Here is a 14,583-nt window from a genome sequence, read left to right on the forward strand (position 1 = left end):
TCTTAATAAAGTGACTCTCCCAACAAAGTATAAATCAATCCGGCAACAGATACCAGCATTACGATACTTCCTACAACACGATTCAGTATCCAGATACCACGTAAATTGAATTTAGTGCGCACCTTATTCACAAAATAAGTGATACCCAACCACCAAGTCAATGCTCCTATAGCAATTGCAAGATATCCCGTGATCTCTTCAAACACCAGGACTCCCGGCTGCACAAAGGCAAAGCGGGCAAAAAGTCCGATAAACAGGAAGATTATCAAGGGGTTGGATAGAGTGACGAAAAAGGCGGTAATAAAATTATGGAAATAAGAACCTTTGCTGGATGAAGCCGGACGAATGGATTGCACCGGATTGCTACGAAAGGTATATATACCAAAAAGGAGTAGCATGACACTCCCCAATAACTGCAGATAGAAAATATTCTTATTGATATAATCGAACACAAAACTCATCCCATAACCGGTGAGCAAAGCGTATGCTATATCGCTCAACGAGGCTCCCAGCCCCGTTACGAATCCGTACCAACGCCCTTTATTCAGAGTCCTCTGGATGCATAATACGCCCACCGGACCGAGGGGTGCGGACACAACAACGCCAATAATAAAGCCTTTCACTAATATATCGAATATGGTCTCTATCTGAATCATGTCGCAAATATCGCACTTTTTTGTGATATGGGGATAGTATATTAACGTTTTTTCCACACAAGAATCACTATATATAGCGATAATAAGTAAAACGTACATCAAAAATAAACATATTAATAAGGTATAGGAATTTATTCTCTATTTTTTTCCTACCACCAACGAAATTGATTATCTTTGCGCCACAGAAAAAGAGAAGAGTTTCTCCTGCAGGAACTTCAATCGTAAAATCGTAAATCGTAAAATCGTAAATATACAACATGATTATTTTTTTCAGAACCCCTTCCAAGAGCGTGATTGCCGTAGAGAGCAACCATCAGCTCACCCCTGACGAAAGTAATAAACTCTGCTGGCTTTTTGGCGAAGCCGTGATGGAAAGTGAAGAAAACCTGAAAGGCTGTTTCGTTGGCCCACGCCGCGAAATGATCACTCCCTGGAGTACAAACGCAGTAGAAATCACCCAAAACATGGGGCTCGAAGGCATCAGCCGCATCGAGGAGTACTTCCCTGTTAAGGACGAAAACGCAGACTACGACCCGATGCTCCAACGCATGTACAAAGGACTCGACCAAAACGTATTCACAACAAACCGTCAACCGGAGCCGATCATCTATATCGAAGATCTCGAAGTGTACAACGAAAAAGAAGGTTTGGCTCTTTCTAAAGAAGAAATGGACTACCTGAAGAAAGTAGAAAAGGACCTCGGACGGAAGCTGACAGACTCTGAAGTATTTGGTTTCGCACAAATCAACTCCGAACACTGCCGCCACAAAATTTTCGGCGGAACGTTTATTATCGACGGCGTAGAACAGGAATCTTCTCTGTTCCAAATGATTAAAAAGACGACACAGGAAAATCCGAATAAAATAATCTCTGCTTATAAAGATAACGTAGCCTTCGCTGAAGGTCCGGTTGTGGAACAGTTTGCTCCGGCAGATCATTCAAAACCTGATTTCTTCCAGGTAAAGGACATCAAGAGTGTTATCTCACTGAAAGCGGAAACTCATAACTTCCCTACTACTGTAGAACCATTCAACGGTGCTTCTACCGGTACGGGTGGTGAAATCCGCGACCGTATGGGTGGTGGTAAAGGTTCATGGCCGATTGCAGGTACTGCTGTTTACATGACTTCTTACCCGCGCACAGAAGAAGGACGCGAGTGGGAAGAGATTCTTCCGGTACGTAAATGGTTGTACCAAACTCCGGAACAAATTCTTATCAAAGCATCCAATGGTGCTTCCGACTTCGGTAACAAGTTCGGTCAGCCGCTGATCTGCGGTTCAGTACTGACTTTCGAACATACAGAAAACAAAGAAGTTTATGGTTACGACAAAGTCATCATGCTCGCCGGTGGTGTTGGTTACGGTACACAACGTGACTGCCTCAAAGGTACACCGGAAGCAGGAAATAAAGTGGTAGTAATCGGTGGTGACAACTATCGTATCGGACTGGGTGGCGGTTCCGTATCTTCTGTTGACACCGGCCGTTACAGCAGCGGTATCGAGTTGAACGCTGTGCAACGTGCCAACGCAGAAATGCAGAAACGTGCCAACAACGTAGTACGCGCTCTTTGCGAAGAAGAGGTGAATCCGGTGGTTTCTATTCATGACCATGGTTCTGCCGGACACGTAAACTGTCTGTCCGAGCTCGTGGAAGAATGTGGTGGTTTGATCGATATGAGCAAATTGCCTATCGGCGATAAGACTTTGTCGGCAAAAGAAATCATCGCCAACGAAAGCCAGGAACGTATGGGGCTATTGATTAAAGAAGAAGCCATCGAACATGTACGTAAGATTGCCGAACGCGAACGCGCTCCAATGTATGTAGTCGGTGAAACAACCGGCGATCATCGTTTCGCCTTCCAACAGGCTGACGGTGTACGTCCGTTTGATCTTGCTGTAGAGCAGATGTTCGGTTCTTCTCCCAAGACATATATGGTAGACAAAACCGTGGAACGTCATTACGAAATGCCGAAATACGAATTGTCTAAATTACATGAATATCTGACAAATGTATTGCAGCTTGAAGCTGTTGCCTGCAAAGACTGGTTGACAAATAAGGTAGACCGCTCGGTAACAGGTAAAGTGGCACGCCAGCAATGTCAGGGCGAACTTCAGTTGCCGTTGAGTGATTGCGGTGTCGTTGCACTTGACTACCGTGGCGAAAAAGGAATCGCTACTTCTATCGGACATGCTCCGCAAGCAGCATTGGCTGATCCGGCTGCCGGTTCTATCCTTTCCGTATCTGAAGCACTGACCAATCTTGTTTGGGCTCCGATGGCGGAAGGTATGGACAGCATTTCTCTGTCTGCCAACTGGATGTGGCCTTGCCGTTCTCAAGAAGGTGAAGATGCCCGTCTGTACACGGCTGTAAAAGCATTGAGCGACTTCTGCTGCGCATTGCAAATCAATGTTCCTACCGGAAAAGACTCTTTGTCTATGACACAGAAGTATCCGAACGGTGAGAAAGTGATTTCTCCGGGAACTGTGATTGTTTCTGCCGGCGGTGAAGTTTCCGACGTGAAGAAAGTAGTATCTCCAGTATTGGTTAACAATGAAAAGACTACGCTTTATCATATTGACTTCAGCTTCGACGAACTGAAATTAGGTGGTTCGGCTTTCGCACAATCTCTGGGTAAAGTGGGCGACGAAGTACCTTGCGTACAGGATGCCGAATATTTCCGTGACGCTTTCCTTGCCGTACAAGAACTTGTAAACAAAGGATTGATCCTTGCAGGACACGATATATCTGCCGGTGGTTTAATCACTACATTGCTCGAAATGTGCTTCTCTAATGTAGAAGGCGGTTTGGAAATCAGCCTCGACAAGATGAAGGAAGAAGATATCGTCAAGATTCTGTTCGCGGAAAACCCGGGTATTGTTATCCAGATCAGCGACAAGCATAAGGATGAAGTGAAGAAGATTCTGGAAGATGCAGGCGTAGGCTATATAAAGCTGGGTAAACCGACTGACGAACGCCACATTTTGGTATCTAAAGATGGTGCTACTTACCAGTTTGGTATCGATTATATGCGTGACGTATGGTATTCTTCTTCTTACCTGCTCGACCGCAAACAATCTATGAACGGTTGCGCAAAAGCACGTTTTGAAAACTATAAGATGCAACCTGTTGAATTCGCTTTCATGCCGGAATTCAAAGGTAAGCTTTCTCAATACGGTATCACTCCGGATCGTCGTACCCCAAGCGGTATCCGTGCGGCTATCATCCGTGAGAAGGGTACAAACGGTGAGCGCGAAATGGCTTACTCACTCTATTTGGCAGGTTTCGACGTAAAAGACGTTACAATGACCGACCTCATCAGCGGACGCGAAACACTGGAAGACGTAAACATGATCGTTTACTGCGGTGGTTTCTCTAACTCCGATGTACTGGGTTCTGCTAAAGGATGGGCAGGCGCATTCCTGTTCAACCCGAAAGCTAAAGAAGCATTGGATAAATTTTATGCACGCGAAGATACATTGTCATTGGGTGTCTGCAACGGTTGCCAGCTGATGATGGAACTCAATCTTATCAACCCGGAACTGAAGAAGAAAGGAAAAATGCTACATAACAATTCACACAAATTCGAATCACGCTTCCTTGGTCTTACTATCCCGACTAACCGCAGTGTGATGTTCGGCTCTTTAAGTGGAAGCAAACTGGGTATCTGGGTAGCTCACGGAGAAGGAAAATTCTCTTTGCCATATGACGAAGATAAATATAATGTAGTAGCGAAGTATAGCTATGATGAATATCCGGGCAATCCGAACGGTTCCGATTATTCTATCGCAGCACTGGCCAGCGCAGACGGACGCCACTTGGCTATCATGCCTCACTTGGAACGTTCCATCTTCCCATGGCAGAACGGTTGCTATCCGGCCGACCGCAAGAACAGCGATCAGGTTACTCCATGGATAGAAGCGTTTGTCAATGCCCGCAAGTGGGTGGAAGCGAAAATGAAATAAATCATTTCCATATTTTACAGAGGCTGGTACTTTAAATAGTGCCAGCCTCTTATTTTACGGAACTTTCCATTCTACCGGAAGACTTCTGATAGATACCAAAATACCGAAAACAAACAGTATATACAAATAGTTATAAAATAGTCTATTTTCTTCATTTTTGGAGCGCTGTTATCTTTCATCAAAATTTTGTAATATCAAAAAATCTTCTTAATTTTGTCAAACTTTCCCCCTCATAAAAGATTCAATAACCCTTAAAAGTCCTATTTGTATGAAAAAATGGCTTTTTCTAATCTTATTGTTTCCTCTAATTTGTGTCGCGCAGACGTATCGATATCTCGGAGTGGAGGATGGGTTAAGTAACCGGCGGGTTTACTGCATTCAAAAAGATAAAACCGGATACATGTGGTTCCTCACGCACGAAGGTATTGATCGATACAATGGAAAAGAGTTTAAACGATATAAGTTAATGGATGGTGACGCAGAAGTGAACTCTCTGTTAAATCTAAACTGGCTTTATATTGATCAGGAAGGAGTCTTATGGGAAATCGGGAAAAAAGGAAAAGTATTCCGGTATGACCAGATTCACGACTGCTTCAGTCTTGTATATAAATTACCGATGGAAAGTTTCAGCGAACAGCCGGACCCGGTCACTTATGCCTGGCTCGACCAGAACAAACACATCTGGCTATGCAATAAAGATACTATCTTTCTCTATAATACGGACACCAAACAAGTCACCCATATAAAGAATGATATAAGTGAAGAAATCACTGATATTGAACAAATAGACGAATCGCATTTCTTCATCGGTACGGAAATGGGGATTCATTATGCCCAATTAGAAAACAACGCATTGAAACTTATCAATTGCGATAAGTTGGAGAGCGTGAAAGCCCAAGTAAGCGATTTACACTTCGACAAAAAGATTCGGAAACTATTCATCGGCACTTTCTTGCGGGGAATTATGGTTTATGATATGAATACCAAATCCGTCATACGACCGGATTATAACCTGAAAGATATCAGTATCACACGGTTCAAGCCGCTAAATGACAAAGAGTTATTAATAGCTACCGATGGCGGAGGAATACACAAAATAAATATGGATACTTATCAAATAGTACCCGAAATTGTGGCTGATTATAACAGTAATTGTGGCATGAACGGTAACAGTATCAATGACATTTTTGTGGATGATGAAGAACGGATATGGCTGGCTAATTATCCCATCGGAATCACGATACAAAACAACCGTTATACGAGCTACAAATGGATTAAGCACTCCATCGGTAACAAACAGTCTTTAATCAACGATCAAGTAAATGCCATTATTGAAGACAGAGAGGGAGATTTATGGTTTGCAACGAACAATGGCATCAGTTTTTTTAATTCAAAGACCGGACAATGGCGATCGGTGCTTAGTGCTTTTGAAGAGTCGCAAGGTAATAAAAGCCATATCTTTCTTACTATATGCGAAGTGGCTCCCGGAATTATCTGGGCAGGCGGGTACTCTTCCGGTGCTTACCAGATAGATAAGAAAACGTTCAGTGTCAGCTATTTCATGCCGCCTTTGTACACTCATACAAACAAGCGACCGGATAAATATATACGTGATATTCGTACAGATATGCAGGGTTATATCTGGTCGGGAGGATTCTACAACCTCAAGCGTATTAATCTGAAGACGCAGGAAGTACGGTTTTATGATGGATTAAATTCCATTACCGCCATCGTTGAGAAAGATGAAAAAAGTATGTGGATCGGTAGTGCCACCGGCCTATGTCTTTTAGATAAAGAATCCGGAAAATTCGAGCGCATAAAACTTCCGGTAGAGTCGAACTATATCTATTCCCTGTACCAAGCAAAAAACGGTTCATTGTATATAGGTACCAGCGGGTCGGGACTATTGATTTACGATATTAATAAAAAACTGTTCACTCATTACCACACGGAAAACTGTGCTTTGATATCCAATAATATCTATACCATATTATCGGATGCGGACAAAGATATAATCATGAGTACAGAAAGCGGATTGACAAGTTTTTATCCCAATGAGAAAAAATTCTATAACTGGACCAAAGATATGGGATTGATGACCACCCATTTCAATGCGCTATCAGGTACGTTACGGAAAAACAATAAATTCATTTTAGGCAGTTCTGACGGAGCAGTGGAATTTGACAAGGATATGAAATTGCCCAGAAGTTATTCTTCTAAAATGATTTTCAGCGATTTCAAGCTTTTTTATCAAACAATCTATCCGGGTGATGAGGATTCTCCGTTGAAAGCAAGCATCAATGATACAAAGGTACTAAAGTTAAAATACAATCAAAACAGATTCTCTTTGCAGGTTTCTTCCATCAACTATGACTATCCTTCCAATATTCTTTACTCTTGGAGGCTAGAAGGTTTCTATGATAAATGGAGCAAACCCGGAACAGAGAACACGATTCGTTACACCAATCTTGCCCCGGGCAAATATACGCTAAGGGTACGTGCCATCTCCAATGAAGACAAACGCATCATGCTTGAAGAAAGAAGTATGGATATTATCATAGCCCAACCTTTCTGGCTGACATTCTGGGCCATGCTGGTTTATACAGCTATCCTTTGTCTCATTGCCATCATTCTATTACGTATCTTGATTTTAAGAAAGCAGCGTAAAGTCTCCGATGAGAAAATACACTTCTTTATCAATACGGCACATGATATCCGTACCCCATTGACGCTTATCAAAGCACCTTTGGAAGAACTACGCGAGAAAGAGGAGTTGAGTAAAGAAGGTATTTCGAACATGAATACGGCATTACGAAACGTAAATGCCCTATTACGTCTTACCACCAATCTTATCAACTTTGAAAGAGCGGACGTATATTCTTCCGAATTATATATTTCAGAGCATGAGCTAAACACGTTTATGAATGAAATATTCAACGCGTTCCAGCAGTACGCCAACATCAAACATATCAACTTCACTTATGAAAGTAATTTCAGGTATATGAACGTATGGTTTGATAAAGAAAAGATGGAATCTATCTTTAAGAACATCATTTCGAACGCACTGAAATATACTCCGGAAAATGGAAATGTACAGGTTTTCGTTTCAGAAACATCTGACTCATGGAGCGTGGAAGTCAGAGACACAGGAATCGGCATCCCGGCCAATGAACAAAAGAAATTGTTCAAACTTCATTTCCGTGGCAGCAATGCTATTAATTCCAAAGTAACAGGAAGTGGTATCGGACTGATGCTTGTATGGAAGCTAGTCCGCCTGCATAAAGGAAAGATTAATCTGTCAAGCATCGAAAACCAGGGATCGGTTATCAAAATAACATTCCCTAAAGACAGCAAGCGCTTCCGGAAAGCACATCTGGCAACTCCGAGCAAACAGCGTATAGAAAATACGATTGATAACGTTCCGCCTCCATCACCTGAAATTTACGAAAATGCACAAAAGAAAGAGAACATTAATCATCGTCGCATCTTGATTGTGGAAGATAATGATGAGTTGCGCAACTATCTGTCGCAAACGTTATCCGAGGAGTATTTCGTACAGGTTTGCTCCAATGGAAAAGAAGCATTGACGATTATTCCCGAGTACAAACCAGAGCTGGTTATTTCAGACATTATGATGCCTGAAATGCGGGGGGATGAATTATGCCAAGCTATCAAGAATAATATCGAAACCTCCCACATTCCTGTTATCCTGCTGACTGCTTTGAATAATGAGAAAGATATTCTCTCGGGACTTCAGATTGGTGCGGATGAATACGTTGTGAAGCCATTCAATATTGGTATATTGAAAGCTAATGTTGCCAATCTGCTGGCTAACCGTGCACTATTGCGCAGCAAATTCGCAAATTTAGATCTGAATGATGAGGAAAATGATGAAGACTGCATCAACTGTTCGCAAGACATTGACTGGAAATTCATAGCAAACGTCAAAAAGAACGTGGAAGATAACATTGACAATCCTGCTCTCACGGTAGATGTATTATGCAGCCTGATGGGAATGAGTCGCACAAGTTTTTACAATAAATTAAGGGCATTAACCGATCAGGCACCGGGAGATTATATCCGGCTGATTCGTCTGAAACGTGCCGTACAATTACTAAAAGAAGACACACATAGCATAACAGAAATTGCAGAAATGACGGGATTCAGTGACGCCAAGTACTTCCGCGAAGTATTTAAGAAGCATTATAATGTAAGTCCCAGTCAATATGGCAAAGAGAAAAAAGCAGTTAGTAAGGAAGGAGGAGAAAAGAAAGAATGAACATTTATCTCGAAGCATTTGGAATCTTTTTTAAAATAGGCGCCTTTACTATTGGAGGAGGATATGCAATGGTGCCACTGATTGAAAATGAAATTGTCACCAAACGGAAATGGATTGCGCAGGAAGATTTTATCGATCTGCTGGCTATCTCCCAATCCGCACCGGGAATTTTGGCAGTCAATATTTCTATCTTTATAGGATATAAGCTGCGTGGAATCCGGGGAAGTATTATCACAGCATTGGGAACAATTTTGCCGTCTTTCATTATTATATTGGCTATCGCCCTGTTCTTTCATAGTTTCAAAGACAATCCGATAGTGGAACGTATTTTTAAAGGAATTCGCCCGGCAGTGGTGGCACTCATCGCGGCGCCGACCTTTACCATGGGACGATCCGCAAAAATCAACCGCTACAATCTGTGGATTCCTGTTGTCTCGGCAATATTAATCTGGCTGTTGGGCTTCTCCCCTATCTGGATTATTATTGCGGCCGGTGTAGGAGGTTTCCTGTGGGGGAAATTTAGAAAAGTTGAGAGTTGAGAATGGAGAATGGAGAGTTGAGAAGGCGCGGATTAACGCTGTTGTTTTACAGATTCATAATTCTAAAAGCCGGGAAATCCGTGTAATCCATGCCTAAAATTATTATATAATAAATTATTAATCACATGATTTACCTACAGTTATTCTATACATTTTTCAAGATCGGGCTCTTTGGCTTCGGTGGCGGTTATGCCATGCTTTCCATGATTCAAGGCGAAGTGGTAACCCGCTATGGATGGGTGAGTTCGCAGGAATTTACTGATATTGTCGCAATCAGCCAAATGACACCAGGGCCTATTGGTATTAATGCAGCTACTTATGTAGGGTTTACTTCTACGGGGAGCGTTTGGGGTTCCGTCATTGCGACATTCGCAGTGGTCCTTCCCTCTTTTATTTTGATGCTGACCATCAGTAAGTTCTTCCTGAAATACCAGAAACACCCCGTAGTAGAATCTATTTTTAATGGATTACGCCCGGCAGTAGTCGGATTACTCGCCTCCGCTGCGTTGGTATTAATGAATGTAGAAAACTTCGGTTCACCTACGGAAGATACTTACTCATTCGTTATCAGCATCATTATCTTTCTGATTGCATTCATCGGAACAAGAAAATATAAAGCCAATCCGATATTAATGATTATCGCCTGTGGTATTGCAGGTTTGCTGCTCTATTAATAACGAGCGACTGAACTGTAAACAAAAAACGGTGAATAAACTGCGTTATCATTCTGCAGAGTGTTCACCGTTTTATCGTTGTTTATTCTATACCTTTACAGTTTTAACTTCTTACTTACGGATTTCGATTCATTATGTAAACGATCTAAAGCAGTCACTACATAACGGTATTTTGTCTTTCCTGTTTCATAAGGAAGTTTGTAGAACGAATTACGGGTGATAGCTACAATATGTGAAGGATCGTCCAAATTCACCTTCTCTTTGCTGCCAAAGCGATAGACTACATATCGAACAGCCTTATCCATCTCCGTATCGGCTTTCGGAGCAGTCCAGAAAAGAATATAGCCGTCTTCTGTCCATACCTTTTTCATTTTACGCACCTTGTCCGGAGCTTTATCATCCATAAAATCAAAGACTGGGACCAAAGCCGGATACTTATGATATTCACTGATTAAAGCATCACGATATCTACCCTGATTCTCAACAACAGCTGCCGCATACCATTGACAACTGCCTCCAATTGTTTGGTAAGCACGTTGCAAAGCCATCTTACGGGGAAGCTGATTGATAGAAGGATTCTGCGGATCGGCAAACTGAACAGTCTTCGGCACAGATTGACCGATAAACAACGGCCGGTTTTCCGAATGAGTAGCCCACCATTTCACCAATGTCTCATAGTCAGCCGCTTTGTGACCGATTTCCCAGTAAACCTGTGGAATATTATAGTCAATCCATCCTTCACGTGCCCAAAGCAGTACATCGGCATAAAGATCATCATAGTTTTGCAAGCCATTGGTGTTACTTCCCAACGGGTCACTCTTCTGGTTACGATAAATACCGAACGGACTGATACCAAACTTCACCCAAGGCTTGATGCCACGAACCGTTTCGTGAAGCTTCTTTATCAACACATTCACATTACTACGACGCCAATCTGCCTTATTCGTGAAACCTCCACCATAACGGGCGAAACTTGCATCATCCGGAAAATCCAATCCATTTACCGGATAAGGATAGAAATAATCATCCATGTGAATAGCATCTACATCATAACGAGACACAATATCGGTCACAATTTTACAGATATGCTCCCGGCTTTCAGGAAGTGCCGGGTCGAAATATAGCTGATCGCCATAAGTAACAAACCATTCCGGATGCTGGTGATAAATATGTTCCGGCGCCAACTTGTTCTTTAATGAAGTCTTCACACGGTAAGGATTGATCCAGGCATGAAACTCCATATTCCGTTTCTGACATTCTTCAATCATAAACTGCATCGGATCCCACATAGGAGAAGGCGTCTGACCTTGCGTTCCTGTCAGGAAACGGCTCCATGGTTCATGCTGGGAAGCATATAATGCATCCGCTTCAGGGCGTACCTGAAAAATGATTGCGTTAATGCCGGCTTCCTGAAGAGAGTTCAACTGACTAACCAATATTTGTTTCAGTCTCTCTGTGGGAATGCCACGAAACTGACCGTTAACAGCTTGTATCCACGCTCCACGGAATTCACGTTTAGGATATTTATTGCCTGATGGCACCTGCGCCCTCACTCCTACCACCAGAAGAAGAGCTAAAAGTAAAAGATAGTTTTTCAGCTTCATAATATTCTTAAATCGTAATAATGTGACGCAAAGATAATACAAACTCCCGATAAATTCGCTAACTTTGCCGACTACCATAAAAAAGGAGTATTTTATGTCAGAAAACAACTATATTTCGATCAAAGGCGCACGAGTCAACAACCTAAAAAACATCGATGTAGATATTCCCCGCAACAAACTTGTTGTTATCACCGGATTGTCGGGTTCGGGAAAATCATCACTTGCTTTTGATACCCTTTATGCAGAGGGACAACGCCGCTACGTAGAAAGCTTAAGCAGCTACGCGCGTCAGTTCCTAGGGAGAATGAGCAAACCGGAATGTGACTTTATCAAAGGGATTCCTCCCGCTATTGCCATCGAACAAAAAGTGAACAGCCGTAATCCCCGTTCCACCGTGGGCACCTCGACTGAAATTTACGAATATCTACGCCTGTTATATTCACGGGTGGGGAAAACGTATAGTCCCATCAGCGGGCAGGAAGTGAAGAAGCACTCCACAGAGGACATCGTCAACTGCATGCTCTCATACCCGGAAGGTACAAGATATACAGTATTGACACCTATCCGCCTGCGTGAAGACCGTACCTTGCAACAACAACTGGAAATAGACCTGAAACAAGGGTTCAACCGTATCGAAGTGAACGGTGAAATGAAACGTATCGATGAATATACGCCTGTGGCAGGTGATGAAGTCTATCTGCTGGTCGACCGTATGGCGGTTGCCACCAGCAAGGACGCCATCAGCCGACTGACTGATTCTGCCGAAACAGCCATGTATGAAGGTGACGGGACCTGTATGCTGCGTTTTTTTCTATCGGATGGAACCACGAAACTTCATACTTTCAGCACTAAATTCGAAGCGGACGGCATTATCTTTGAAGAACCGAACGACCAGATGTTTTCATTCAACTCGCCTATCGGTGCTTGTCCAGAGTGCGAAGGATTCGGCAAAGTAATCGGTATTGACGAGCACTTAGTCGTTCCGGATCGTTCATTATCGGTGTATGAAGGAGCTATCGTATGTTGGCGTGGCGAAAAGATGGGCGAATGGAAAGAAGAATTAATTCATAATGCGGAGAAATTCGACTTCCCTATTTTCACTCCTTATTATGAGTTGACAGACGCTCAACGCCGGTTACTTTGGGAAGGCAACCAATATTTCCACGGCATCAATGATTTCTTCAAAATGCTGGAAGAGAATCAATATAAGATACAATACCGGGTGATGCTGGCGCGTTACCGGGGAAAGACGCTTTGTCCGAAATGCCACGGCACCCGCCTGAAACCGGAAGCCGGATATGTACGGGTGGGCGGAAAGAATATTTCTGAACTGGTGGATTTGCCCATCACAAAACTGAAGCAATTCTTTGACCATCTGGAACTGGATGAGCACGACAGCAATGTATCCCGACGTATTCTGGTTGAAATAAATAGTCGGATTCGCTTCTTAATCGATGTAGGTTTGGGTTATCTGACTTTGAACCGGCTTAGTAATTCCTTATCGGGTGGAGAGAGCCAGCGTATCAATCTGGCAACCTCGCTGGGAAGTAGCCTTGTAGGTAGTCTTTATATTCTCGATGAACCAAGCATCGGACTGCATAGCCGCGACACAGATCGTCTGCTCCATGTGTTGCGTCAACTGCAACAATTAGGAAATACGGTAGTGGTGGTAGAGCACGATGAAGAGATTATCCGTGCAGCCGATTACATTATTGATATAGGTCCCAATGCCGGACGACTAGGTGGAGAAGTTGTCTACCAGGGAGATATGAAGGATTTAAAGAAGGGAAGCAACAGTTATACGGTACATTATCTTTTGGGAGAAGATGAAATACCCGTTCCGAAGCATCGCCGGCCATGGAATAACTATATAGAATTGAAAGGCGCACGTGAGAATAATCTGAAAGGAGTAAACGTACGTATCCCTCTCAATGTAATGACAGTTGTTACGGGTGTTTCCGGTTCCGGGAAAAGTACATTGGTGAGAGATATTTTCTTCCGGGCATTGAAACGTGAATTAGACGAATGTAGTGACCGACCGGGAGAATTCTCTTCAATCGGAGGAAGTTTGCGTGACCTGCGGAATGTAGAATTTGTAGACCAGAACCCGATTGGCAAATCATCGCGCTCAAATCCGGTGACTTACATCAAGGCTTACGACGAAATCCGCAAACTATGGTCCGAACAGCCTTTGGCGAAACAAATGGGATATACCCCCGGATTCTTCAGTTTCAATAGCGAAGGCGGACGTTGCGAAGAGTGTAAAGGAGAAGGAACCATCACTGTAGAAATGCAATTTATGGCAGACTTGGTATTGGAGTGTGAATCTTGTCACGGCAAACGCTTCAAATCTGACACGCTGGAAGTGAAATTCAACGATAAAAGCATCTACGATGTATTGGAGATGACCGTCAACCAAGCGGTTGAGTTCTTCAACGAACATGGACAGAAGAAAATTGTGAAGAAGTTACTTCCTTTGCAGGACGTAGGACTGGGATACATTAAATTAGGACAGGCTTCTTCTACCCTTTCCGGTGGTGAAAACCAACGTGTCAAACTAGCATTCTATTTGAGCCAGGAGAAAGCCGACCCGACGATGTTTATCTTTGACGAGCCGACTACCGGACTTCATTTCCATGATATTCGCAAACTTCTGGATGCTTTCGACGCACTGATTCGCCGGGGACACAGTATCGTTATCATTGAACATAATATGGATGTCATCAAATGTGCCGATTATGTAATCGATCTCGGACCGGAAGGTGGAGATAAGGGTGGAAACATTGTAGCAGTGGGCACTCCGGAAGAAGTTGCCGCCTGCGGAGCAAGTTATACAGGACAATTCTTAAAAGAAAAACTCCGCTAATAA

General features: G+C 43.0%; 7 protein-coding genes. 5 read left to right on the forward strand and 2 right to left on the reverse strand.

The genetic code is table 11. The annotated features are described in order from the left end of the window. Nucleotides 1-2: 2 nt before the first annotated feature. Nucleotides 3-656 carry a LysE family translocator gene (locus DXA54_RS01830; protein WP_004314184.1) on the reverse strand — a complete coding sequence of 218 codons (654 nt, stop codon included), beginning with the start codon at nt 654-656 and terminating at the stop codon, nt 3-5. A gap of 257 nt (nt 657-913) precedes the next feature. On the opposite strand from DXA54_RS01830, the gene purL reads away from it, so the two are divergent. The 4 genes from purL to DXA54_RS01855 all read left to right on the forward strand — a co-directional run bounded on the left by purL (nt 914) and on the right by DXA54_RS01855 (nt 10,110). Continuing rightward, nucleotides 914-4,618, forward strand: coding sequence for a phosphoribosylformylglycinamidine synthase (gene purL / locus DXA54_RS01840; RefSeq protein WP_120078859.1), 3,705 nt, complete (start codon nt 914-916; stop codon nt 4,616-4,618). 268 nt (nt 4,619-4,886) lie between these two features. Further along, nucleotides 4,887-8,897, forward strand: a complete 4,011-nt coding sequence (locus DXA54_RS01845) for a two-component regulator propeller domain-containing protein (RefSeq protein WP_120078860.1) — start codon at nt 4,887-4,889, stop codon at nt 8,895-8,897. Continuing rightward, nucleotides 8,894-9,436, forward strand: a complete 543-nt coding sequence (locus DXA54_RS01850) for a chromate transporter (RefSeq protein ID WP_004300957.1) — start codon at nt 8,894-8,896, stop codon at nt 9,434-9,436. Before DXA54_RS01845 ends, DXA54_RS01850 begins: the two co-directional genes overlap by 4 nt. 125 nt (nt 9,437-9,561) lie before the next feature. Next, on the forward strand, nt 9,562-10,110 hold the full coding sequence (locus tag DXA54_RS01855) for a chromate transporter (protein ID WP_022200064.1): 549 nt from the start codon (nt 9,562-9,564) through the stop codon (nt 10,108-10,110). Nucleotides 10,111-10,205: 95 nt separating this feature from the next. Here DXA54_RS01855 and DXA54_RS01860 read toward each other — a convergent pair whose 3' ends face one another. After that, nucleotides 10,206-11,792: a glycoside hydrolase family 10 protein gene (locus DXA54_RS01860; RefSeq protein WP_207903479.1), complete on the reverse strand. Its 1,587-nt coding sequence runs from the start codon at nt 11,790-11,792 to the stop codon at nt 10,206-10,208. A 16-nt stretch (nt 11,793-11,808) separates the two neighbouring features. On the opposite strand from DXA54_RS01860, the gene uvrA reads away from it, so the two are divergent. Continuing rightward, nucleotides 11,809-14,580, forward strand: a complete 2,772-nt coding sequence (gene uvrA / locus DXA54_RS01865; protein WP_120078862.1) for an excinuclease ABC subunit UvrA — start codon at nt 11,809-11,811, stop codon at nt 14,578-14,580. Nucleotides 14,581-14,583 lie beyond the last annotated feature (3 nt).

Source organism: Bacteroides sp. OF03-11BH, from assembly GCF_003604005.1.
GTDB lineage: Bacteria > Bacteroidota > Bacteroidia > Bacteroidales > Bacteroidaceae > Bacteroides > Bacteroides ovatus.